At 51.1% G+C, this 21,666-nt stretch carries 26 protein-coding genes and 1 riboswitch; of the genes, 13 read left to right on the plus strand and 13 right to left on the minus strand.

Annotated elements, in window-relative coordinates; all coding sequences use genetic code 11:
- Nucleotides 1-99: 99 nt before the first annotated feature.
- Nucleotides 100-873: an SDR family oxidoreductase gene (locus M0651_RS22475; RefSeq protein WP_248553922.1), complete on the plus strand. Its 774-nt coding sequence runs from the start codon at nucleotides 100-102 to the stop codon at nucleotides 871-873.
- 93 nt (nucleotides 874-966) lie between these two features.
- On the opposite strand, the gene M0651_RS22480 is transcribed toward M0651_RS22475, so the two are convergent.
- Nucleotides 967-1,212 (minus strand): NifU family protein, encoded by a 246-nt coding sequence (locus M0651_RS22480; protein ID WP_009224772.1) that lies wholly within the window; start codon nucleotides 1,210-1,212, stop codon nucleotides 967-969.
- A gap of 78 nt (nucleotides 1,213-1,290) precedes the next feature.
- Between M0651_RS22480 and M0651_RS22485 the strand changes: the two genes are divergently transcribed.
- Nucleotides 1,291-1,524: a YuzB family protein gene (locus M0651_RS22485; RefSeq protein ID WP_248553923.1), complete on the plus strand. Its 234-nt coding sequence runs from the start codon at nucleotides 1,291-1,293 to the stop codon at nucleotides 1,522-1,524.
- A 34-nt stretch (nucleotides 1,525-1,558) separates the two neighbouring features.
- Here M0651_RS22485 and M0651_RS22490 read toward each other — a convergent pair whose 3' ends face one another.
- Complete coding sequence (locus tag M0651_RS22490) at nucleotides 1,559-2,620, minus strand: NAD(P)/FAD-dependent oxidoreductase (RefSeq protein WP_248553924.1); 1,062 nt, start codon at nucleotides 2,618-2,620, stop codon at nucleotides 1,559-1,561.
- A 57-nt stretch (nucleotides 2,621-2,677) separates the two neighbouring features.
- The gene (mqnE, locus tag M0651_RS22495) at nucleotides 2,678-3,784 is read right to left on the minus strand and encodes an aminofutalosine synthase MqnE (protein WP_248553925.1); all 1,107 of its coding nucleotides are present in this window, start codon (nucleotides 3,782-3,784) and stop codon (nucleotides 2,678-2,680) included.
- A 194-nt stretch (nucleotides 3,785-3,978) separates the two neighbouring features.
- Between mqnE and M0651_RS22500 the strand changes: the two genes are divergently transcribed.
- Nucleotides 3,979-4,335, plus strand: coding sequence for a HesB/IscA family protein (locus tag M0651_RS22500; protein ID WP_240270364.1), 357 nt, complete (start codon nucleotides 3,979-3,981; stop codon nucleotides 4,333-4,335).
- Between the two features lie 267 nt (nucleotides 4,336-4,602).
- Nucleotides 4,603-5,988 carry an alpha/beta hydrolase family protein gene (locus M0651_RS22505; protein ID WP_248553926.1) on the plus strand — a complete coding sequence of 462 codons (1,386 nt, stop codon included), beginning with the start codon at nucleotides 4,603-4,605 and terminating at the stop codon, nucleotides 5,986-5,988.
- A 1-nt stretch (nucleotide 5,989) separates the two neighbouring features.
- On the opposite strand, the gene M0651_RS22510 is transcribed toward M0651_RS22505, so the two are convergent.
- Nucleotides 5,990-7,189: an AI-2E family transporter gene (locus M0651_RS22510; RefSeq protein ID WP_248553927.1), complete on the minus strand. Its 1,200-nt coding sequence runs from the start codon at nucleotides 7,187-7,189 to the stop codon at nucleotides 5,990-5,992.
- Nucleotides 7,190-7,366: 177 nt separating this feature from the next.
- Entirely contained in the window at nucleotides 7,367-7,591 is a 225-nt protein-coding gene (locus tag M0651_RS22515; RefSeq protein ID WP_248553928.1) for a hypothetical protein, read from the minus strand.
- Between the two features lie 195 nt (nucleotides 7,592-7,786).
- On the opposite strand from M0651_RS22515, the gene M0651_RS22520 reads away from it, so the two are divergent.
- Both M0651_RS22520 and sda read left to right on the plus strand, forming a co-directional pair.
- Nucleotides 7,787-8,449 (plus strand): YheC/YheD family protein, encoded by a 663-nt coding sequence (locus M0651_RS22520; protein ID WP_248553929.1) that lies wholly within the window; start codon nucleotides 7,787-7,789, stop codon nucleotides 8,447-8,449.
- A gap of 224 nt (nucleotides 8,450-8,673) precedes the next feature.
- Nucleotides 8,674-8,817, plus strand: a complete 144-nt coding sequence (gene sda / locus M0651_RS22525; RefSeq protein ID WP_155606188.1) for a sporulation histidine kinase inhibitor Sda — start codon at nucleotides 8,674-8,676, stop codon at nucleotides 8,815-8,817.
- Between the two features lie 51 nt (nucleotides 8,818-8,868).
- Here sda and M0651_RS22530 read toward each other — a convergent pair whose 3' ends face one another.
- Both M0651_RS22530 and M0651_RS22535 read right to left on the minus strand, forming a co-directional pair.
- Complete coding sequence (locus M0651_RS22530) at nucleotides 8,869-9,117, minus strand: hypothetical protein (RefSeq protein ID WP_155606189.1); 249 nt, start codon at nucleotides 9,115-9,117, stop codon at nucleotides 8,869-8,871.
- Between the two features lie 94 nt (nucleotides 9,118-9,211).
- Nucleotides 9,212-10,210, minus strand: a complete 999-nt coding sequence (locus tag M0651_RS22535) for an NAD(P)/FAD-dependent oxidoreductase (RefSeq protein ID WP_308195579.1) — start codon at nucleotides 10,208-10,210, stop codon at nucleotides 9,212-9,214.
- Nucleotides 10,211-10,627: 417 nt separating this feature from the next.
- Here M0651_RS22535 and M0651_RS22540 point away from each other — a divergent pair, with 417 nt between their 5' ends.
- Nucleotides 10,628-11,821 (plus strand): NAD(P)/FAD-dependent oxidoreductase, encoded by a 1,194-nt coding sequence (locus M0651_RS22540; RefSeq protein ID WP_248553930.1) that lies wholly within the window; start codon nucleotides 10,628-10,630, stop codon nucleotides 11,819-11,821.
- A gap of 1 nt (nucleotide 11,822) precedes the next feature.
- Nucleotides 11,823-12,074, plus strand: a complete 252-nt coding sequence (locus M0651_RS22545) for a hypothetical protein (RefSeq protein WP_248553931.1) — start codon at nucleotides 11,823-11,825, stop codon at nucleotides 12,072-12,074.
- Nucleotides 12,075-12,124: 50 nt separating this feature from the next.
- On the opposite strand, the gene hemQ is transcribed toward M0651_RS22545, so the two are convergent.
- The gene (gene hemQ / locus M0651_RS22550) at nucleotides 12,125-12,871 is read right to left on the minus strand and encodes a hydrogen peroxide-dependent heme synthase (protein WP_248553932.1); all 747 of its coding nucleotides are present in this window, start codon (nucleotides 12,869-12,871) and stop codon (nucleotides 12,125-12,127) included.
- Nucleotides 12,872-13,304: 433 nt separating this feature from the next.
- On the opposite strand from hemQ, the gene M0651_RS22555 reads away from it, so the two are divergent.
- Complete coding sequence (locus tag M0651_RS22555) at nucleotides 13,305-13,598, plus strand: YuiB family protein (protein WP_178023800.1); 294 nt, start codon at nucleotides 13,305-13,307, stop codon at nucleotides 13,596-13,598.
- A gap of 257 nt (nucleotides 13,599-13,855) precedes the next feature.
- Here the strand turns inward: M0651_RS22555 and M0651_RS22560 are convergent, their stop codons facing one another.
- The 4 genes from M0651_RS22560 to M0651_RS22575 all read right to left on the minus strand — a co-directional run bounded on the left by M0651_RS22560 (nucleotide 13,856) and on the right by M0651_RS22575 (nucleotide 17,235).
- Nucleotides 13,856-14,191 (minus strand): helix-turn-helix domain-containing protein, encoded by a 336-nt coding sequence (locus M0651_RS22560; RefSeq protein WP_248553933.1) that lies wholly within the window; start codon nucleotides 14,189-14,191, stop codon nucleotides 13,856-13,858.
- 150 nt (nucleotides 14,192-14,341) lie between these two features.
- Nucleotides 14,342-14,929, minus strand: coding sequence for a CalY family protein (locus M0651_RS22565; protein WP_248553934.1), 588 nt, complete (start codon nucleotides 14,927-14,929; stop codon nucleotides 14,342-14,344).
- Between the two features lie 114 nt (nucleotides 14,930-15,043).
- Entirely contained in the window at nucleotides 15,044-15,628 is a 585-nt protein-coding gene (gene sipW / locus M0651_RS22570) for a signal peptidase I SipW (RefSeq protein ID WP_248553935.1), read from the minus strand.
- 2 nt (nucleotides 15,629-15,630) lie between these two features.
- Nucleotides 15,631-17,235: a hypothetical protein gene (locus M0651_RS22575; RefSeq protein WP_248553936.1), complete on the minus strand. Its 1,605-nt coding sequence runs from the start codon at nucleotides 17,233-17,235 to the stop codon at nucleotides 15,631-15,633.
- Between the two features lie 483 nt (nucleotides 17,236-17,718).
- A riboswitch (cyclic di-GMP riboswitch) is annotated at nucleotides 17,719-17,803 on the plus strand.
- A gap of 39 nt (nucleotides 17,804-17,842) precedes the next feature.
- Here M0651_RS22575 and M0651_RS22580 point away from each other — a divergent pair.
- The 3 genes from M0651_RS22580 (at nucleotide 17,843) to dnaI (ending at nucleotide 20,764) form a co-directional block, all read left to right on the plus strand.
- Entirely contained in the window at nucleotides 17,843-18,016 is a 174-nt protein-coding gene (locus M0651_RS22580; RefSeq protein ID WP_248553937.1) for an anti-repressor SinI family protein, read from the plus strand.
- Between the two features lie 209 nt (nucleotides 18,017-18,225).
- Nucleotides 18,226-19,773 carry a DnaD domain protein gene (locus tag M0651_RS22585; protein WP_248553938.1) on the plus strand — a complete coding sequence of 516 codons (1,548 nt, stop codon included), beginning with the start codon at nucleotides 18,226-18,228 and terminating at the stop codon, nucleotides 19,771-19,773.
- Between the two features lie 37 nt (nucleotides 19,774-19,810).
- Nucleotides 19,811-20,764 carry a primosomal protein DnaI gene (gene dnaI / locus M0651_RS22590; RefSeq protein WP_248553939.1) on the plus strand — a complete coding sequence of 318 codons (954 nt, stop codon included), beginning with the start codon at nucleotides 19,811-19,813 and terminating at the stop codon, nucleotides 20,762-20,764.
- Nucleotides 20,765-20,878: 114 nt separating this feature from the next.
- Here the strand turns inward: dnaI and M0651_RS22595 are convergent, their stop codons facing one another.
- Entirely contained in the window at nucleotides 20,879-21,034 is a 156-nt protein-coding gene (locus M0651_RS22595; protein WP_155606199.1) for a YqzM family protein, read from the minus strand.
- 270 nt (nucleotides 21,035-21,304) lie between these two features.
- On the opposite strand from M0651_RS22595, the gene trxA reads away from it, so the two are divergent.
- A complete protein-coding gene (gene trxA / locus M0651_RS22600) occupies nucleotides 21,305-21,622 on the plus strand; it encodes a thioredoxin (protein WP_193417388.1) in 318 nt (105 codons plus the stop codon).
- Nucleotides 21,623-21,666 lie beyond the last annotated feature (44 nt).

Here is a 21,666-nt window from a genome sequence, read left to right on the forward strand (position 1 = left end):
CCGGTCCACTCAACTGCACAAAACGCCGCGGCGTTTGTGGGAATCCCTTAAATCTTTTATACTTAAGATGAACTGCACCTGGGAGGAGGAGAAGGAACGTTGCACGGCAAAGTCGCCTTAATTACCGGGAGCGCGAAAGGCCTCGGGAAGAAAACAGCGCTGACGTTGGCAGAGCAAGGATGCCATATCGCGCTGAATTACGTACATAGCGAAGCGGAAGCGCTCTCTCTCCAATTGGACATCGAGCGGCTTGGCGTTCGTTGTATCGCGGTGCAAGCTGATGTCTCACGCCGGGAGCAAAGCGAGGAGCTGGCTCGGCAGGTGAACGAACAGCTCGGGACGATCGATATTCTGGTCAACAATGCCGGACCATTTATTCGGGAACGTAAGCTGTTTGCCGACTACAGCCAGAGTGAAATGTTGGGGATGATCGAGGGGAATTTGGTCAGCAGTCTACTCTTAGATCATCTCGTGCTGCCGGGGATGCGGGAGAAGAGATGGGGACGAATCATCCATTTCGGGTTCGGCCATGCCTCCGAGTCGCGCGCCTGGCCACACCGAGCCGTCTACGCAGCCGCCAAAACCGGGCTGGTGTCCTTTACCAAGACGCTGGCCGTCGAGGAAGCATCTTACGGCATTACGGTGAACATGGTTTGCCCGGGGGATATCCGCGGGAGCCACAAGGAGATGTCAATCCATGAAGTTCGCGGTCTCCGCGATGGGGAGACGCCGCTGGGCCGTCCGGGAAGCGGGGAGGACATCGCCCGCGTGATCGCATTTCTGTGCCATTCGGACTCCGATTTTATCACCGGCAATATCATGGATATCTCCGGAGGCCTTGACCCGATCCGACCGTGGATCAAGCCATCCTGAACAAAACAAAAAACCCGGCCTTCCGGCAAATTGCCGGGGGCCGAGTTCGTTAAAACCCTCCTGCTGAAGAGCAATTCATTTATGGAGTGCTAATTAGAATACTTGAACAACCTCTTCTACGCCTTCCACTTCTTCAAACAGGGCGCGTTCGATCCCGGCTTTGAGGGTGATGGTGGAGCTTGGGCAGCTGCCGCAGGCACCCATCAATTTCAGCTTCACGATGCCGTCTTCTACGTCGACAAGCTCAACGTCGCCACCGTCACGTTGCAGGAAAGGCCGCAGTTTGTCCAATACTTCCAATACTTCATCATACAATTTATCTTGTACGTTTTCACTCATTGTATTCAACTCCTTTCTTGCCTTATTATATTACAAAAAGTCAAAAATTTAAATGCTTCTTCATGGGGAGGACGGAAGATGAAACCGATCCTTGAATTTTGTGCGAATAACGCCAGTTTAGGTACGGGGGAAGCCATCCGGCAAGTGAAGGAACAAATCGATTGCGACGTGTATGAATACGGGTGCCTAACCGCTTGCGGTACCTGTTATTTATTCCCGTACGTGCTGGTTGACGGGGAACAGGTAGAAGGGGAAGACGCGAAGCAGCTCGCAGAACGCATCCTGCAAAAAATCAGGGAGACACATCCATAGGCCTTCTTAGATTGGGTGTGCTCCCTTCTTTATTTTATCCAATATGATGCTTGGACATCCAAAGTACGCCGCTCTTGAGCAGGCGCGGGACGCGGCCTGTGACTTGCGTTCGGCCCATCAGGCCGAATCCGGCTTTTTTGCCTAACGAACCCAGCGTCCCCTTGAGCTTAATCTGCGAGAGCCGCGGCGTCTCGCCCCGCCAATACGCGCCTGCGATTTGACCGATCTGAGCTCCCTGAGCTTCAGCCGCCTGGGCGCTGGGGGAGAAGGGCAAGCTCGCGCAGTCGCCGCAGACGAACACCTCGGGATGCTCGGGAATCTGGTAGAATTCGTTCAGCAGAACGCGGCCTTGCCGGTCCTTGGCTACATCCAGCGCTTGCACGATCGCCGCCGGCTGGATCCCGGCTGTCCATACGGTTACATCCGAGTCGATTTCACCTTGCTCATGATGAATCACGCCGCATTCCACGGCCTGGATGGAAATCATCGATCGCATCTCGACGTCATTCTCGTGGAACCATTTGGCGACATAATCGGACACCTTCGCCGGAAAAGCGGAGAGCAAGCGGGTGCCGCGGTCAATAATCGAGATGTTCAGATCCGGACGGCTTTCCCGCAGCTCGGCGGCTAATTCCACGCCGCTTAGTCCCCCGCCAACGATGTTGATTTTCCCATATGGACTCGCATTATTCAGCCGCGTATACGTTTCACGGGTCGAAGCAAATGACTGGACACTGCACGAAAACTCGGCTGCGCCGGGAACCTGGTGGTAGTTATCGGTACAACCTAATGCGATCACGAGTTGGTCATATTCCAGCGGATCCTCCTCCGCGAAATGAATCAGCTGCCGGTCCATGTCGATGGCTTCGACTTCGCCGTATTTCAGAATCAGACCGGGGTAAGCGGTAAAGGGGACGCGCAATTCATAGTCGCTGGCCGTCCCGGCCGCCAAAGCATAATATTCGGTCTTTAGGCTCTGGTATGGCATCCGGTCGACCAGAACCACTTGCACATCCGAAGGAATAGGGGCTTTGAACAGCTCATGAATGACGGCCGTTCCCCCATATCCTCCCCCAAGCACAACGAATTGCCTCATACGTGACGATTCCCCTTTTTTTGCCGTGAAATAGCCGCAGGCTGCTGCCGAACGGAGTTATTCGTATACCCGGATCTCGTTATAGAAGGTGTCACGCTCAACCGGGATGCGTCCGGCACCTTTCACGAGCCAGATCAGCTCCTTCAACGTCAGCCCTTCCGGCGTTTGCGCGCCGGCGGCGTGGCTGATTTGCTCCTTCAGGATCGTACCGTGCACGTCCGAGGCGCCAAAGGCCAACGCGACTTGGGTCAACTGAACGCCGATATTAATGAAGTAAGCTTTGATGTGTTGGATGTTGTCCAGCATCAAGCGGCTGATCGCGATCGTCTTGAGGTCCTCGTAAGCCGAGTTGCGGCGCATGATGCTGGCGTTCTTGTTGCGTGGCTGCATGGACAAGGGGATAAACACCTGGAACCCGCCGGTTTCGTCCTGAAGATCGCGGATTTGCATCATATGCCGAATCCGGTCCTCATAGGATTCGATCGAGCCGTACAGCATGGTGGTTGGCGTCTTCATCCCCAACTGGTGTGCGGTCCGATGGACGTCCAGGTATTGGTCGACGTTTGCCTTCTCCACCTTCATCTTCTCCCGGTATTGGTCGGACAAGATTTCCGCGCCGCCGCCGGTTAACGATTCAAGGCCGGCTTCTTGCAGGCGGATCAGCACTTCCTTCGTGCTCAGGCCGCTGATCCGGGTGAAGAATTCGATCTCCGCTGCCGTATAGGCCTTGATCGTGACATCCGGGAAATTCTCTTTCATCGCTTTGAGAGAATCAACGTAATATTGGAACGGAACGTGATTGTTATGTCCGCCCACGATATGGAACTCGCGGACGCCCGGGGTGATATGCTGCTTCACGTAAGCGACCATTTCCTCCCCGGAAAGCGTATAAGCCCCTTCTTCTCCTTGATCCTTGCGGAAGCTGCAAAACGCGCAGTGGGATTCGCAGACGTTCGTGAAGTAGAGGCTCATATTTTCGATGAAATATACCTTTTTGCCGTTCTTGCGCAAATTCACTTCATTGGCTAATTGGCCAATGGTCAATATATCATCGCTTTCATATAAATAGACACCGTCTTCGAGGGTGAGACGTTCGCCTTGCCGGACTTTGTCCACAATTTCGGCCATTCTCTTATCGGTGTTTGGGGTGACTACAGTGAACATGACGTTCCCTCCGTTTCCAAATGCATGAAATGCCTCGTAACCTAACTGTATGAATTACCTACCTATTATAAACCTCACATTCCAAGCGGGCAATAAGCCTACGTTGAAGAAAAGGAATTGGCAACAAGAAATATCACAATTGTTGAGCGATTGGGGGAGAAGGAGTATAATTTTCGTAAAGGAGTGAGTACACGATGATTACCATTAGCGACAGCGCCATGGCGCGGATTAAAGATATGTTAGCCGAAGAAGAAACGCCGAATATGTTCCTGCGGGTCGGAGTGAATCCCGGCGGCTGCAGCGGCTTCTCCTATGGCATGGGCCTCGATGATCAGGAGAGCGAAGAGGACGTATATTTGGACATTAAGGGGCTTAAGGTGGTCGTGGACAAGGAAAGCATCCGTTATCTGAACGGCCTGGAGATCGACTTCAAGGAATCCGGCATGAGCGGCGGATTCACCATCCATAACCCGAACGCCATCGCCACCTGCGGCTGCGGCCAATCGTTCCGCTTCAAGGATGAAGAGGGTCAACCGCAGCCTTGCGATTGATAACTGAGCGCAAAACCATCTCCGTTATGAATTCGTGCATCTACGAATAACATAACGGAGATTTTTTATGCATTTTTAATGGCATCTTAAACTATCCGTTCCTCATAATTAAACCGGCTGGCTTATAATGCGGTAATCGAGGTCATTTTTTCTTTGGATGGGATGGGAATTATTACGAGACTATTGGAGATGCTTTTGGTTGCGGGGTGTGCCGGACTCTGGCTTATCGTACTATTCGCCCGCCATATTAACAAGGGAACGGGATGGGTGGCAATTGGATGTGGTCTGGCGTTATTGACGATCCATCTGGCGGTGGAAGGCCCTCGATGGCAGCTTTACCCCATTTACGTCGTCACGGTGCTGCTTATTTTATGGACAGCATGGAACCCGGGGAAATCGCGGTTGAAGCGAGGGGGGAGGAAAGCAGGAAAATACGTCATGTTAATCGTTTTCGCCCTCATCATCATAAGCTCCGCAACGTTGTCGGTTATGCTGCCTGTAGTTCGGTTGCCGGCACCGACCGGGGCCTATCCGGTTGGGACGCGGACCTTCCTGTTTACCGACTCCGAGAGGGAAGAAAGATATACGGGGGATCCCAATGACAACAGAGAATTGATGGTACAAATGTGGTATCCTGCCGTGAAACCGGAAGGACAACATCCTGAACCGCTGGTATCTGGCGTGGGCGATCCTCGAACGGCGAAGCGTTTTTTACAGAAGTTTGCCATAGCGCTGGAATTACCGGACTTCGCGCTGGAGTACTGGAAGTATTTTCTGAGCAACAGCTACCGGGACGCGGAAATGCTTCGTCCCGAATCCCCGTACCCGGTCGTATTGATTAGTCACGGCATGGGGACAACCCGCATGCTGCATGTGTCGCAAGCGGAAAATCTGGCAAGCCACGGTTACGTAGTTGCGGCTATCGATCATACTTACTCAACAACGGCGACCGTTTTTCCCGATGGCAGGATGACGGAACAGAAAGCGGCGCTGGACGGGGCACATTTTATGGCTACCGCAAACTGCTTGGGGAGCATCTGGACAGAAGATGTATCATCCGTAATCACTCGGCTGGACGAAATGAATTCGTCTTCGGATGCAAACGGCTTTAAAGATAGACTGGACATGAAGCATGTCGGAATGATGGGTCACTCCTTTGGCGGGGCGACCGCCTTCCATGTCGTTTCTTCCGATGAAAGAGTCATAGCAGGAATCAATATGGACGGAACTAATTATGACAGATACGATGAAAAACTAAACACGACGAAACCCTTCTTGTTCTTGGAGTCCGAAAATTTCAAACAGTTTGTGGAGAAACTTCGGCAGGTCCCGAGTCGGGATGGGCAGGAGTACGCCATCTTCTCGAACGAAATCGAATTAATCGGCAGTGCGGTCAGAAATGGTAGCAAGGCGTTATATTTGACGAGAAGCGAGCATTACAATTTCACCGATCTTCCTCTTTATTCACCGTTAGTCCATCTAACCGGAATGACGGGAGCGTTAGATCGAGAGCGGGGAGCTGAAATCGTGAATGCCTATGTACTGGATTTTTTCGATACCTATTTGAAAGAAAAAGAGCCGAGACTGTTGAAAGGTCCCAGCTCCGTTTATCCCGAAGTAAAATTCGATTTGGATTTGAAGCCAATGAAGTAAGCTAGTTGCCCGAATTAACCGAGGAACCGCTCTCTTCCGTTTTGGCTGGGGCATTCTCTTCATTCGTTGTCTCCTCGTACAAATGCGAACGCCGTTCAAACCATTGGAACAGGTGGGTGAAGATGACCTTCAGCACGGCGTAACCCGGCACGGCCAGGATGACGCCCAACACGCCAAACAAATTGCCGGCGGTCAGGATGACGAAGATGATCGTAATGGGATGAACGCGTAGCGTCTTCCCCATAATTTGCGGCGAAATAAATTTGCCTTCGATCAACTGGACAACCGTCCAAACGACGACCAGCTTCAGCAGCATGATCGGTGAAGTGACAATGGCAACGATGATTGCCGGCGTGATCGCGATGGCCGGACCGAGGTACGGTACGATGCTTGTAAATGAAGCGATAATCGCGAGCGTCAGGGAGTAATCCAGGCCGATGATCAGAAAGCCGACGTACATCAGCGCCCCGATACAGAAGCTGACGATGATCTGCCCGCGAATATAGGAGCTGATCTGGCCGTTCATCTCGGTCATAACGTGATGGGTTTGACCACGGAAGCGGACAGGCACGTAACGCAAAATGAATTTGGGCAGCTTCTTGCCGTCCTTCAGCAGATAAAATAAGATGAACGGCACGGTGACGATCGCAAGCACGACGTTCTTGATCGCGCCCAGGAATCCGCCGAGGCCCGACCAAGCGTTGTTTAGTAAGGAAGTTCCCTGCTCGGACAATGAGTTCGACAGGTCCTCGAGATTAAAGCCGGTCGACTCTTGCACCTGATGGTAGAAGTTGCTGCCGATCAAGCTTTCGAACTGCCGCTGCACCTCCGCGGTATATCTCGGTAGATTTTCGATTAAACTCGTGATCTGCTCCTGAACCAAAGGGATTACGGTCATAATTAGCACCGTAAGAATCCCCGCGATAAACAGGTACAACCCGGTTATGGTGTAGACCCGGCGGACTCGTTTGCTTTCCAACCAATCGACCAGCGGGTTTAACAGATAATAAATCGCCCCGGTCAGTAGAATCGGCAGCAGTACGGTTTTTAACAGCACCGTAAGCGGTTTGAACACGAACGGGATTTTGGCAAACACTAAGATGTTCAAGCCAATCAGTAATACGACGAGCAGAAATACCACGAATCGGTTATTTAGAAAAAACCTTCTGAATCGGTCTCCCCAAGGCTGTGTACTTCCCATGCTATTAGACCCTCCTGTATCTTCCTTTGCTATCCAAGCTGCGATGAAATGATTTCTATGTAGTAATACGTGAAAAAGGGAGTAGGTTTCCACAATTTTAAGGAAAAAAGCCCGGCCCGCCCCCGCAGGTGCTGACCCGAGCCTTTCATCAGGGGTCGAGAGTTGTCCCAACCCGGTTTAGAAAAATTGCCGATTCACCATCATCACGACCAGGGTGGCCGCCGCCAGAGAAAAGGCGATACAGCCGATTCCGAGGGCTTTGCGCGCCGTTTTGGCCATTTTCAAGCCCGTGAGGAACAAAGCGACGGTGATGCCTGCCAGCACCAGTGACATGGCAATCATAGCAAACCAGTACAGCACTTCGAACAGATTTGCTTCAAATGAAGAATTCCCCGAATTCAAAGCTTTTAATTTCCCCTTCCTCTGCTAGGTATAGACCAATGTCCCCCCTTAATATACGCGAATTTGCTCCTTTTGCATAGAAAGAGCCTGTGGACGAACACGCGGGAGAAAGGGCTGACGCCTTGGACAAACATCCAAGAATATTAATCTACAAATGAGTAGGATATCGTATAGTGCGAGAAAGGGGATGGTGTCATGGCGGGAAGACAATTGGCCAATAAATGGCTCAAGACCGAGGCGCTTCTAAGCAACGCGGACGTGGCCGCCCACATACCGCAAACCCGATTGTACAGTGCCGATTCATTAAGAAGCATGCTGCATCAGTTTGGCATGGTCGTGATTAAACCGCTCCGTGGCGGCGGGGGTTACGGTGTGATCAAGGTAACTTACGCAGGCGGCGTTTATGGCTATACCTATATGTCACGGAGGCATAACTTCGGAAGTTTTGAGGCGATGTTCCGGTCACTAAATCGCGTGAAGGTCGGGCGCAGGTACATGATCCAGCAAGGCATTCATTTAGCTCGGATCTCCGGTCGACCGATCGACTATCGGGTGAAGGTTGTGAAGGAGAACGGAGCCTGGGTATACCGCTCGATGGTTGGCCGGTTAGCTCGTCCCGGGCTGTTTGTAACTAATTTGTGCAAAGGCGGTACGATGCTCAGCGCACGAGAAGGGCTCGGCCGCTCGTTAAGCCGCAGAGCCTCCGGACGAAAACGGCGAGAGATGCGCTCATTGACCAATACGTGCGTGCAGATATTGGAGTCCCGTTTCCCGGGGATCGGTCAGCTGGGGTTTGATTATGGCGTAGACCGGAGCGGCAAGATCTGGATTTTTGAAGTAAACACTCGGCCGCAATAAGCTCGGAAAGACAAAAATCAAAAAAATTTTTGGAGAATTATGGGAACAAATGTCCTGTGAATAACTTTTGTCCACATTATCCCATTAGTTTTTTCAACGCTTTTCGATAATTACTAACACGTTATTCACAGGATTTCCACAAGCGTTTGTGGATAACCGGAACACTTGTTCTACTAAACTTTTCCTGTTATGATGAGGAAAATACTAGAAAGGATGTGTTATCAATGGCGCTGTTAACGAATGAGTTGCTCCTGGAATCCTATCAGAAGGCGACCGAACTGCAATTGGATCGGGAGTTTATCGCACTGCTGTTAGCAGAAATCCGCAAACGCGAATTAGAGCTTGCCGCGCCGTCCGTTCTGCACTGATTGTGGACAACCTGGCTATCTCCAGTTTTATTATGAAGTTATCCCCAACCATCAAGGCGCCTGCCAGGCGTTGACATGATATATATAAGCTTCATGACAATGCGGACACTGTACGACATGTTCGCAGCCGGAAGGAATACGCGCGGAGATGGCTGAGGTATATTGATCAGCGGAGCCGTAAGGGCTGTAAGGCCCGGCGTAGTCTTCTTTTTTTCCCGCATTCTCCAGAACGTATCCGCAATCGGGGCAGGTGGCGGTCATTGCAGCCAAGCCGTTGCATAACGGGCATATAAATGGCAAAGGGTATCTCTCCTTTACGGCATAATCTTCCGTAAAGGTAAGATACCCTTTTCTTTCTTAGAACATGTAAAACACGCGTAGTCCCTCTATAAAACTACAGCTTCATATTGCTGCTGTGTCCTGGAGACAGCTTCGCTTCCGGATCGATGTAAACTTTGGCATTGTTGACCGCTGTCGGCGCTTCGCCAAAACCTACCGCAATCAGATCCAATTTGCCGGGATATGTCGTAATGTCACCGGCGGCAAAGATGCCGGGAATCGAGCTCTCCATCCGAGAATCGACGACAATAGCGTTGCCTTCGATATCGAGGCCCCATTCGGCGATGGGTCCCAGCGAGGAGACGAATCCGAAGTTGACGATTACGTCATCTACGGCAATCTCTTGGGTCTCCTTCGTCTTCACGTCAGCCAGGGTGACGCGTTCAATTCGTTCGTCGCCGTGCAGCTCCGCGATTTCTGTAGGCGTGATCACCTGCACGCGGGAAGCCATCAACTTCTCGACGCTGTGCTCATGCGCCCGGAATTTGTCACGGCGATGGATCAACGTGACCTGCTCGGCGATCGGCTCCAGCATCAGCGCCCAGTCGACCGCGGAGTCACCGCCACCGCTGATCAAGACCTTCTTGCCGCTGAACCGGTTCATATCGCTGACGAAATAGTGCAGGTTGGTTTTCTCGAAACGGGAGGCGTTCTCCAGGTCAAGTCGACGTGGTTCGAAGGCGCCAACGCCTGCGGTGATAATTAAAGCACGCGCATAATGGACGTCCTTGTCGGTCGTTACCACAAAATGGCGATCTTCTTTCTTCTCGATTTGCAGTACCCGTTCCTCCAGACGAACGTCCGGTTCAAACAGCTTTAACTGCTCATTCAAGTTGTTGATCAACTCTTGGCCCGTCACTTTAGGAAAGCCGGCCACGTCATAAATATATTTCTCAGGATAGAGGGCAGCAACTTGACCCCCAAGCTGAGGCATACTTTCGATCAGTTTGACGGAAGCTTTTCTCATTCCGCCATAAAATGCGGCAAACATGCCCGCCGGTCCGCCCCCGATAATCAGGAGATCAGTGAATTCGGCGTTGTTTTGGGATGACACGGGCCAAACACCTCCAGATGGTTTCTTTTCTCTAACTATAATGTCAATTCTACTTTATTATAATCGTCACACCCCCGCTTGCAAAGGTAAGATCAAAACTGTCGAAAATATGGAATAGAATCCGTTAAAAGTCCTACAGTTACAGGTAAAATAAGACTTGATCTTTTAGGCAAAAGTCGATATCATTCAAATGTATGCACTCATATTTGTGACGAAAAAAGCACATTTATGATTATACGACAGAAGGCTTTTGCTCATCCTACAAATAAGGCTTAAACTAATTGTGACAATTGTCTCTGATTTCATGAAACGGTTTGATATGGTACAAAAGAATGGATTTTTATGTGTTAATTTTCACATTTCGTTTTTTGGTTTAATCAAATATAGAGTGTGCAAAATTGGAAGGAGAACAAATACATGAGTACCATACCCAAAATTGTAATTCTTGGTGCGGGTTATGGCGGCATTCTTACCGCGCAGCGGCTGCAGAAAGAGTTGAACTACAATGAAGCGGACGTCACCCTGGTGAATCGGCACGACTATCATTACTTCACGACCCATCTGCATATGCCGGCTGCCGGGACAGACTCCATCGAACATACCCGAGTTGCCATTTCCAAATTAATTGACGAGTTCAAAATTGACCTTGTGAAGTCAAACGTTCAGGAGATCCGCCTGGCCGATAAGAAGGTTGTACTACAGGACGGAACCCTTTCCTATGATTACCTGATTATCGCGTTAGGCGGTGAGCCGGAATCCTTCGGGATCCCGGGCTTGACGGAATATGCGATGACGATCCGCAGTATCAATTCCGTTCGGTTGATCCGCCAGCATATTGAATACCAATTTGCGATGTACAAAATGGACGAAGGTCGGACCGACCGCCTGAACTTTGTGGTCGGTGGCGCGGGCTTCAGCGGCATCGAGTTTGTAGCCGAGCTGGCTGACCGCATTCCGCAGCTGTGCAAGGAATACGACGTGGACCCGAACTTCGTGAACGTGTACAACATTGAAGCTGCACCAACGGCTCTGCCGGGTTTTGATCCCGAGCTGGTCGACTACGCCATGGACGTGCTCAAGAAGAAAGGTGTACAGTTCAAAATCGGCGTAGCGATCAAGGAATGCACGCCGGATGGTGTTATTTTGGCCACCGGTGAAGAAATTAAATCGCAAACGGTTGTTTGGACTGGTGGTATTCGAGGCAATCGCCTGATCGAAGCGGCAGGCTTCGAGACCGCGCGCGGACGGGTGAAAATCGATGATCATTTGCGTGCGCCTGGCCATGACAACGTATTTATCATCGGCGATAACTCACTGATGTTTAATCCGGAGGGGCGTCCTTATCCGCCTACGGCGCAAATCGCGATGCAGCAAGGGGTGACCTGTGCACAGAACGTGGTGGCGTCCATCCGCGGCAAAGAGCTCAAGAAGTTTGTGTTCAGTAATAAAGGGACGGTAGCTTCGCTGGGTAAAGGGGAAGCGGTCGCCAGTGCCTTTGGCAAGAAGTACAAGGGGTGGATTGCGGCCCAATTGAAGAAGTTGGTCGATATGCGATATCTGTTCATTATCGGCGGTATTCCGCTGGTGTTGAAAAAAGGAAGATTCTTCTAAGATGCGTCATTGCAGCGTACAGGTTCGAGGGCTGCTGACACGGGACGAGTTGGATCGCTACAACGCCTTAATGGAAGTGGGCTCTTATCTGGAATCGCAGCAGCAATACGATTTGGCATACACGGTCCAGAAGGAAGTGGATCTTCTCATTCTGCCGGCCATTGAACGATTAAAGGAGAAGAGCCGTGACCGTGACCGGGCGACGGCGGAGTTCTTGAAATCGCTGGAAGCGGAACAAGAAGAGGAAGAATAGGAAAAGGGTGTGCCGCTCGTTGGAACAGGCACACCCTTTATTATTGTGAGTTACAGCTTGAGCATTTCATCTAGCCGTTCGTTATTCAACAGATTGCCGACATAAAAGGCTCCGAATTCGCCGAAACGCGCGCTGACTTCGTCAAATCGCATTTCATAGACTAGCTTCTTGAACTGCAGCGCGTCGTCGGAGAACAGAGTGACACCCCATTCCCAGTCGTCGAAGCCGACAGAGCCGGTGATGATTTGTTTCACTTTGCCGGCATAGCTGCGGCCGATCAGACCGTGGCTGCGCATCATCTCTCGGCGCTCGTCCATCGACAGCATATACCAGTTATCGCTGAGCTCGCGCTTCTTGTTCATCGGGTAGAAGCAGATATGGTTTGATTTCGGCAGGATCGGCTGCAAGCGGGCCATGACCTCTGGATTCGCCTTCGGGTCACCGCCGCCGGAAGCCAGATAATTACTTAACTCTACAACGCTGACGTAAGAGTACGCTTTGGTCGTATATTCAGCGAAGGTGGTTTTGTTGAAGGCTGTTTCTATCGCATTCAGCTCTTCCAGGCTTTCGCGCAGATGCATGAACACGATATCGGCCTTCTGGCCGACGATCGAATACACGGCGGTGCTGCCCGTCTTGGACTCTTCCATCTGAATCCATTCATTCAGGAACGTATGCAGCTCCTCCAGAGCTCCGGCGCGTTCCTCGTCATCCGCCGCTTTCCAGGCGGTCCAATCGATCGTGCGGAAATCGTGAAGCGCATACCAACCTTCTAAGGTTAAGGTAGCTTCGTTCATGTATAATCACTCCTAGATAGATTCTGGATCCTCATTCACGAATCGTCCATTACGTTTCTTATTGTAGCGCAAGGTGCCTAAACGGGGCAAATCGATTCACCCAATTTTCATGCAAAGTTCATTGCTTCGTTACATAATATCTAGTAAACTAACTACTAGCTTGATTTCGTGTGATTTAAGTTATAGTTCGGTAAACTTCGTGATCGAAAGATGCCTTTTTGAATGACCGTTACAATGAAGATTCAAAAGGGCAGGTTTGGAGCACCGAGAAGGTTGGATGAAACCAGGGACTGAGTAGCGGAGCGTACGTATTGGGTACGTGAGCAACGGAAGGCCCGGCTGAATTCAAGATTCGAAGCCGAATCACCTTCATTGACCTGCTTCGTGATCGAAAGATGCCTTTTTGAATGACCTTTAGAAGGGTGGGGGAGCGATGGGTTGGCTCATCGTACTGGTGCTGATGGTTTTATTCTTCGTGATGATGTTCGGCATCGGTTTTATTCTGAATATGCTGATGAAAACAACCTGGTTTCCGGCATACGTGTTCATTATCGTGATTTTGCCGATCGTGGTGTACACCCTATGGGATCATGATCAGAGCTTTGGCGCTTATCTGGCGTCGTTCCGGTTGGTTGATTATTTGACCGCATTCGCCGGGCTGTGCGGGGCGATTCTGAGCGGGTGGACGATCCGCAAACTGCGGTTAGGCGGGTACAAAATGTTTTAGAGGTGGTTCAAAAAGTCATCTTTCCATAACGAAGCAGAGCATGAGAAGTAGATTCGACGTCGAATCTTGAATTCAGCCGGGCCCTCCGTTGCTCACGTACCTAAAACGTACGCTGCGCTACTCAGTCCCTAGCTTCATCCAACCTTCTCGGTCCTGAAAACCTGACTTTTTGAACATGCACTTTTAGGAAGTTGTTCAAAAAGCGCGAGTGTCGTCATGGGAAGTCCCTGGCGTCTCGCGCTTTTTTGCGTATATCGTTATTCCTGCTGGTCTCGTTTCCACTTCTGATATTCGAGGAAGTCCTTAAACTCCTTCTTGCTGACGCCCGAAGTCATCGCTTCCTGTACCAGCTCCGACCATTCCGGATCAAGCAATTCCGGTGCGGGGCGGTCGCCATACAATAGCAGGTTGATCGAGACGTTAAGAGCGTCGGCTATCTTCTCGATGAAGGAAATGGAGGGGTTCGATTGAATATTGCGTTCCACATTGCTGAGGTAGGATTTTGCCACATCCGCCTTCTCCGCCAGCTCGGATAAGGAGTACCCTCGGTCATGCCGAATTTTCTGAATACGCTCGCCAATATGTTCTGCCATGTAGCCGTCGCCCTTCTATCAGAATAATTTTGATGTCATTATATCAGAATAAACGGGATCGGACAAAGGAGTTAAGTCGGAATTTAACTAAACAAAGAACACCTTAGTCCCAGGAGAGGGGCAAGGTGTTCTGCTTCGGAGGATCCGATATTATCTGACGTCGCCAGCGCCTTGTTTCGCTTCAAACGTCCATTTCAGGTTCAAGGCGTCGCCTTGGAATTGGTTTTGGTCTTGACCGTTGTCCACGAATTCAAAGTCTACGATCATCGTGTCCGTGGAACCGGCTCTCAAACCGCTGCGTTCGCCGAGGAAAAATCCTCTTTCAACCGCATCCGGAGTTTGATTTTGCAAATCGTACAGCGTAGTTTCGTAGATTACGTCATTCAGCTTGTCGACATTGTACAGGAATTTCACTTTAATATGTTTGCCGAAGTCGTCCGTGTTCGCTGGAGCGCCGGCTCTATTCTCAATCGTATAGCTCGTTTTGAGCAACACTTCTTTGATATCGAGCGTGCCGTCGTTTTTCAGTTTGAACGTGCGAGGAATATGGTCGCCTGGTTTCAAGTTGCCGATATCTACAATCGCCGTTGGGTCGGCGTTGATATCCAATGTACCTGCGGCGAACGTCCCGGTCGTTTCCACCGAATCGCTAAAGTAAGCGAACGTGCCTCCACCGATTAAAGTCAAACCAAGTGCTGCTGTTGCTACTCCGAAACCTAATGTCTTTTTGATACCCATTCCTGAATTCCTCCCTGATTTTAAAAAGATTTTTTATATATTGCATCCTTATGAATACATAAGGAGAACAACCGAGTCATATTTGCTTCAATTGGGCTAAAGCGTCAATATCGTTCAGGATACTTTGGCGTCGGGCTGTGATTTGTTCGGGTCCGGTTTCTTATCCTCCAGCCCGGCGATCGCCTTCCATAGGGAAACGAGCGCGTACAGGAACAAGAGGAGCCCCGGGATAATCAGCAGAGCGACATTTCCCGTTTTGGTTCCGGCAAAGCTTAATACATAACCGATGTACGGAACGTTAAAGCCGGTATAGACACCGGTGACATTGGCCGGATTCACTGGATCCGAGTCAGCGGCACCATTGTTGTCGCCTTTGGTGCGGTATAACACCTGCCCGCTTTGCTCATCGCTCGTCACTTCAACGATGCGGTGAGTGATCAGCTTGTTGTCACTTGACCGGAAAGTAATGACATCGCCAACGTTGAACCGGGCCATATCTCCGCCAGGCTTAATGGCCGCAACGGATCCGGTAGGGATGGAGGGCTCCATCGAGCCGGACAGCACCGTTTTGAGTTGATAACCGTAGAAATTCGGTTCGCTGCCGGAAGCTTTCGAGAGCACCACCGATCCGGCCACGGTAAAAAAGGCGAGCGCCATCAGGAACGTCAGCGCGTTTCCCAACCATTTACGAATCCGCATGCTTATTCACCTGCTTTCGATGGAGTCACGGGAGAAGGGACCGCAGTCTGGGTTGAGGCTTCAACCTGAGTCTCATCCTCGTCTTCGTCATCATTCTCATCCTCGTCGTCCGTCAAGTCATCGTCGTTGACCGGGAGTTCATCCTCCGGTTTTGTCAGGACCAAATCGTCCGTTGGATCCGTCTGTGCGGGAGGCAATGGAGATTCCAGCACAGGCGTGTCGTTACTTCCAGGTGCATCAGGCGGAAGAGCAACGGAATCATCATCGGCAGGTGGATTCGGTTGATCCGCCGAAGGTTGCTGACCGGTTGAATCGTCAGGGGAAGCCGGTTGCTCGTCGGAGGAACCGTCCTCGTCCGCAGTGTCCTCGTCCGCAGTGTCATCGTCTGCAGCGTCATCGTCCGCAGAATTATTGTCCTCAGAACCATCATCGATAGTGTCGTTGTCTGCATCGCCTTCCTCAGTTTGATCGTCCGCAGGAGGTTGGACATCACCTTCACCGGAATCGCCCACCGTTGGAGGGACTTCGCCGTCAGTCGGTTCATCCGCTCCGGGCTGCTCTTCGCCAGGCTGTTGCGGATCGGCGGTCTCATCCGGATTAACTGGGTCTTTGGCCGCTTGTTCCGCTTCTTCCTTGGCTTTCTGTTCCTCCAGCAGCTTCACCCGTTCAATTTCAGCCAGACGCTGCGCTTCTGCTTGAGCCAACAATTGGGCTCGCTGCGCTTCGAGACCGGAGATCTCGGAAGTTAAACCGGCGATAGCTGATTCCAGGGAAGCTTGCACGCTCTCGAAATAGGCAAGATCTTCGCCGCCAACCGGATCGCTAAAAGCTGATTCGTCATAAGTTGACCTCCCGGCAAACGGACTGGCGAATGCGACAGCGGCAAATCCATCGCTCGAGATCGACAAATCGGATTGATGGACGGTACGCAAGTAGCTCAGGATCTCCTGCAGCGTTCCGCGAAGGGGTCCGGACAGCAAGCCGCTGCCCTTCAGAAGGTCTGCAATGCGATCAAGCAGCGTGGTTTGCGTAATCTCCGCGCAATTAGGCTCCAGATCATTCAGCGAGGTCAACAGCCCGTGAATAACAGCTGTTGCTGCGGCGAGTTCCTGCGCCAGCTCCTGCCAAATCGACTGGTTCAACGCTAGCTGCTGCTGCAGCTGTTGGATCGTAGCGCTCAGTTCGCTGATCCGCGCTGATAAGCCATCGGCGGCAGCTTCCAATTGTAAACTCGCGGAGAAATCCGCTGTAATTTCCAAGCTGCCGGATTTGCCGCCTCCGGCGTAAACATCGTCGGTTGTGGAAGGAATCGCCGGCGAAACTGGGGCGACCACGTCCGACGATACCGGAGCCGGGAGCGTAGTATCTATAGCAGCGCGGGTCAGGGTCGCGCCGATTAATCTTCCTTTAAGGGAGGCGGCCCGTTCCAGATGATCGGCCAACAACGCAAGCTGGCTCTCAATTTGGCTCGGAAATACGCGGCAAGCCTTGATTTCCGAGTTGTCCTCGCGTACGCTGGTGAATTCGCCAAAGGTCGTTCCGACCTGCTGCGAGGTCCACAAGAGCAGGGTCGAGAGAATTAATCCGGATTGCAGCGATTTGACCATATTTTGTTTCTTCCGCTTTTTGCGTAATTTGCGGATCACTTCAGCTCGAGATCTTCGCAGAGTAGTCGCTCCTTTCCAGGTATGTTTCCGTTCGTTCGCTAATATGTTCGTTATTGAGAACGAATTCCGTGATTCGAATATACCCGATAGGATCGAAAAAAGGAAAATCGTAAATTCGGCGATTTGTTCTCAATAAAGAACAATTATCTTTATTTATCTTTAAAAATCAGCCATTTCCGTGGAATATTGCTGGCGTTTGTTCACTATAAGGAACGAAGTCCCGGTTTCTTAGCAGACGGCTGCTTTTTTTGCCGTAAATGACAAGATCGTAAGGGATCAAACAAAATAAGCTAACCTTTTCGACGAAAACAGGTTGGATGGTCTACGCAGAGTGACATACTTTTCAAAAACAGGCCGTTATAATAGGAACCAGGAAAGCTTACTGACTTAAGAGCCCGTGATCCAACGGCCAAACCAAAAGCACCAGTTAAAGGGTAAACCTGTTGAAAAGCAGGGGCACAAAGTCTCAGATCTAAGGTAGTGATACTAGGATGGCTGGACTGCCTGGGGACAAAACCAAAATAATGATCTTAGGAGGAGATTGTTGTTGAAGAAGTCCGCCCAGGTTATTGTTTATGATCGGTACCCCGGTAACGTCGATCCGGAGTGGGTGGTTTTGCTCGCCATGGCCAAGGAGGCGGGAATTTCCATTGATGAGGTTAGACGTTTTTTGGCGGGAGATCGATCGAATTTCGCAGAATGGCATGTACATAACGAATAGAGTGCGCAGGAAGAGGGAGTAAGGGATCGTCCCAGGGCGGAAGCGGGGGCGGTTCTTTTTTTTGTCTATTCTGGCGTAAATCGATGTCCCGGCGCGGAGCAAGCGGAAAAAGGGCGATTTTTGTAAGGTGGGGGCGATTCAGGACGTCGTCTTTTATGCTAAAATAGAGGAAGTCTATTTGTGCGTGATAGGGAAGGAGCGATGAAGCCGTGCGCATGAACAACATGCTGCATTTTACCGAAAATCACCGTTATTGCGTATACCGTGACTTCGGTCTCAGTCCCGTCGATGGCAAGATGCTAGGTTTGGTCTATCAACCGATGGTAGGCGCGTTTGCAATTTCATTCTATCGTTTGCTGGCGGATCAGGTTCCCCAAGAGCAGGTCGGATATTCGGACGTGGAGCAGCAGCGGAAGCTGTTTCTGACCCTCGGCCTGGATCCTAGCGAGAAAGGGCGGAAGTTCCTGATCGAGCAAACTTCACGTCTTGAGGCGGTGGGTTTGCTTCAGACGAACCGGCTGTATGTCCCGGACAGCGATGATTATATGTACGAATATGAGCTTCAGGCTCCGCTCGCGCCGGCCGAATTTTTCCGGACCCAACATTTGACCCTGCTGCTGCGGGACAAGATCGGCAAGTTCGCCGTATTGTCTCTGCGGGAGCAGTTGTTCCGTGAGGAACCGGTGGCGTGGTCAGGACTTGCCTTGAACAAGGAAAATATCACGGTACCGTTCTACGAGATATTCGAGCTGAATACGCATTCCATCGATTATGAGCTGGAGCAGGCCATCGCCGAGACGTCGATGGCCAGACAGCCGGGTCTCAAGCTAACCTTAGAGGAGGAGGAAGCGATCAATTACGCCGACATCATCCTCCGCTTCCCTCGAGAATCGAAGAATCGGGCGTTCGTTGAGGCGCTTCGGTTTGATCCGGAAGGGATGGGCGTGGTCAATTTTGTCGCTCGCAAATATGAGTTGAGCATTCAGGATCTATGCCGGCTATTGGATGAAGATGGCGTCTTCGATCCAGGCGGCGCCATTCTGCTGGATGCGCTCCAGCACATCGCCAATCTGCAGTTCCGTCAGGGGAAGCGGCGGCAGGAGGAGCGCGAGGTCGCTTACGGCAAAATCGTCGCTCTGCGCGGGGAAGAGTCGAAAGCAGCCGCTTCTTCTTCCGGGAATGTGACGGAAGAAGTGGCGGTGCAGATGGAGTACTATGTGGACGTACCGCCGCAATTCCAGAGCAAATGCGATATTCATCAATATAATATGATGCTTCGGAATGAGCCGTATACTCGGCTGCTGAAGACGTTCTTCCCGGGGACGATTCCGGACAATCTGCTGGATATCTTTGAGAAGATCGACCTGAACTATAAGCTGCCTGGTGAAGTGATCAACGTACTTATCCATTATTTGATGTCTCTGCTGACCTCGGGCGGAGAGCAACGGATTAACCGTAACTTCATCGACGCGATCGCCGCCAACATGCTGCTGAAGCAGATCAGCACATATGAGCAGGCGGTGCAATATATCCGTGACCAGTCGAAGGTCAAGGAGAAGGTGAAGGAGAAAGCAGCTGGCAGCACTACCAGCGGAGGGCGTGCACGGACCTATGGTGGCCGCGGGGCTAAGCCGAAGCCGGAAATTCCGATTGTGGAACGCACCGGAGCGGAAACGGCCGTGTCTGAGGAAGAATTCGCTGAATTGATCAAGATGGCGGAACGCATGCAGTCCGGTAAGCATAAAAAAGAAGTCTGAATCCGTTTGGGCTTGGGGAGGAAGGTGACACACCGCGATGGAATCACTGGGGGAATTACTCACACAGATGAAAAATACACAATTAAAACAACGGTCAGAGGAGCTGACTGCACGTCTATTTAATGATCCGCTGGTTTGGGAGCTTCGAGATCGTTATCCGGAGCTTGAGCAGGAGCAACTGACCCGCGGAATGGCAAAGCTTTATCAATACGTGAAAGACAGCAGGCACTGCGCCAATTGCCCGGGGCTTGCAAACTGTCCCAACGATTTCTCCGGTCACTTCACGAAATTGACGGTCGAACAGGTGGGCGGCAGCCCGCAGCTGGTGGATCGGCAGGTCCCTTGCCCGAAGCAACTTCAACATGAGCGAGAGTTGTCCGTCAAGAAGCGGATTCACAGCTTTTATGTGGATGAGCGGGCGCTGGAGGAAGGCTACAATGAGGTCGAAATTATGGCCAAGGATAGCTTGAGAGCTCCAGCTGTCGGCCAACTGTTTCGGTATATTGAAGAAACGAAGGAATCCGGTCTTCAAACGAAAGGTCTGTATTTGGAAGGTCCGTTTGGTACGGGTAAGACGTTCTTGATGTGTTATTTGCTGCACGAGCTGGCAAAGGAAGGATATTCCGGAGCGATCGTCTATATGCCGGAATTCGTGGAAGATCTGAAGAGTATGCTGCAGGACAGCGACAAGCTGCGGGATACGGTGGAAATGATGAAGCAAGTCGACCTGCTGATCTTTGACGATATCGGCGCGGAGAACCTCAATCCGTGGGCTCGTGATCATGTGATGGGCGCGATCCTGAATTACCGGATGAACCGTAAACCGACATTTTACACCTCGAATTATTCCCTGAACGCGCTGGAGAAGCATTTGAGCTTCACGAGCAAGGATGGGGAAGAGCGGCACAAAGGACAACGGTTGATGGACCGGATTGCCCCATTTGTCGATGTCGTGCAGGTGAACGGGACGAATAAACGCGGACGGGCGTGAAAACCTGACTATTTGAACATGTCATTAACGGCAGAAAAAAGAGCCAGACTTTCCCTTGCGAGGGAAACGCCTGGCTCTTTCGTTCATTTCGCGGCTCGTTACCGCCAGATCCGCTTAACTGGCGATAAATTTAATGATGACCATGCCGAAGAAAATTACGGCCATCAACGTTAACATGCCAAAAAAGCCGTTCATCAAATCAAACAAATCGTTGCGGGGTTCTTCGTTGATATGCTGCCGCGGATCGTTCGCATGCGTGTTAGCATCCATGGCGACGGGCCTCCTCAGGAAATAATCGTCTCGTCAATGAAAGATGTCATAGACAATCCGTTTTCAGGTTATTCTTAGTATAACCAAACCCTTTTCACTTTGTAAAGAAGGCGTTGTCATGCACTTTCTTTTTCTCAGTAGTGTGTGGTATAATTGGTTCGGCAGCTGTTTCCAGGCTGTCTGCATCATTTTTTGTCCAACTATCCAGTTGCTTGAGAACTCGTTAGGTTTCTATGCGAGACGGGCAACCCCAATAAGGAGGAAGTAATCATGGCTATCGTGAATGTATCCGATCAGTCCTTCAACGCAGAAATCGAAGGGCAAGGTCCGGTTCTTGTTGATTTTTGGGCTCCATGGTGCGGTCCTTGTAAGATGATCGCTCCGATTCTGGAGGAGCTGTCTTCGGAAGTAGGCGACTCGGTGAAGATCGCCAAGCTGAACGTGGATGACAATCCGGAAACGGCTTCCCGTTTCGGCGTTATGAGCATTCCTACACTCATCTTGTTCAAGGACGGTCAACCGGTCGACAAAATCGTCGGGTTGAACTCGAAGGACACGCTGAAGAACCTGATCTCTAAACATCAATAATCCAGACGATCAGGCGCGTCGCTTGACGCCTTGGATGACGCCTC

The organism is Paenibacillus mellifer (assembly GCF_023195895.1).
Classification (GTDB): domain Bacteria; phylum Bacillota; class Bacilli; order Paenibacillales; family Paenibacillaceae; genus Fontibacillus; species Fontibacillus mellifer.

What these genes read in the sequence shown, in the direction of transcription:
- M0651_RS22510 (WP_248553927.1), bottom strand. Translation starts at nt 7,189, where the DNA reads ATGGGAAGTACACAGCCTTGGGGAGACCGATTCAGAAGGTTTTTTCTA.
- M0651_RS22500 (WP_240270364.1), top strand. Translation starts at nt 3,979, where the DNA reads ATGATTACCATTAGCGACAGCGCCATGGCGCGGATTAAAGATATGTTA.
- trxA (WP_193417388.1), top strand. Translation starts at nt 21,305, where the DNA reads ATGGCTATCGTGAATGTATCCGATCAGTCCTTCAACGCAGAAATCGAA.
- M0651_RS22575 (WP_248553936.1), bottom strand. Translation starts at nt 17,235, where the DNA reads ATGGTCAAATCGCTGCAATCCGGATTAATTCTCTCGACCCTGCTCTTG.
- mqnE (WP_248553925.1), bottom strand. Translation starts at nt 3,784, where the DNA reads ATGTTCACTGTAGTCACCCCAAACACCGATAAGAGAATGGCCGAAATT.
- M0651_RS22485 (WP_248553923.1), top strand. Translation starts at nt 1,291, where the DNA reads ATGAAACCGATCCTTGAATTTTGTGCGAATAACGCCAGTTTAGGTACG.
- M0651_RS22560 (WP_248553933.1), bottom strand. Translation starts at nt 14,191, where the DNA reads ATGGCAGAACATATTGGCGAGCGTATTCAGAAAATTCGGCATGACCGA.
- M0651_RS22565 (WP_248553934.1), bottom strand. Translation starts at nt 14,929, where the DNA reads ATGGGTATCAAAAAGACATTAGGTTTCGGAGTAGCAACAGCAGCACTT.
- sipW (WP_248553935.1), bottom strand. Translation starts at nt 15,628, where the DNA reads ATGCGGATTCGTAAATGGTTGGGAAACGCGCTGACGTTCCTGATGGCG.
- M0651_RS22480 (WP_009224772.1), bottom strand. Translation starts at nt 1,212, where the DNA reads ATGAGTGAAAACGTACAAGATAAATTGTATGATGAAGTATTGGAAGTA.
- M0651_RS22555 (WP_178023800.1), top strand. Translation starts at nt 13,305, where the DNA reads ATGGGTTGGCTCATCGTACTGGTGCTGATGGTTTTATTCTTCGTGATG.
- M0651_RS22595 (WP_155606199.1), bottom strand. Translation starts at nt 21,034, where the DNA reads ATGGATGCTAACACGCATGCGAACGATCCGCGGCAGCATATCAACGAA.
- M0651_RS22545 (WP_248553931.1), top strand. Translation starts at nt 11,823, where the DNA reads ATGCGTCATTGCAGCGTACAGGTTCGAGGGCTGCTGACACGGGACGAG.
- hemQ (WP_248553932.1), bottom strand. Translation starts at nt 12,871, where the DNA reads ATGAACGAAGCTACCTTAACCTTAGAAGGTTGGTATGCGCTTCACGAT.
- sda (WP_155606188.1), top strand. Translation starts at nt 8,674, where the DNA reads ATGGCGCTGTTAACGAATGAGTTGCTCCTGGAATCCTATCAGAAGGCG.
- M0651_RS22490 (WP_248553924.1), bottom strand. Translation starts at nt 2,620, where the DNA reads ATGAGGCAATTCGTTGTGCTTGGGGGAGGATATGGGGGAACGGCCGTC.
- M0651_RS22540 (WP_248553930.1), top strand. Translation starts at nt 10,628, where the DNA reads ATGAGTACCATACCCAAAATTGTAATTCTTGGTGCGGGTTATGGCGGC.
- dnaI (WP_248553939.1), top strand. Translation starts at nt 19,811, where the DNA reads ATGGAATCACTGGGGGAATTACTCACACAGATGAAAAATACACAATTA.
- M0651_RS22520 (WP_248553929.1), top strand. Translation starts at nt 7,787, where the DNA reads ATGGCGGGAAGACAATTGGCCAATAAATGGCTCAAGACCGAGGCGCTT.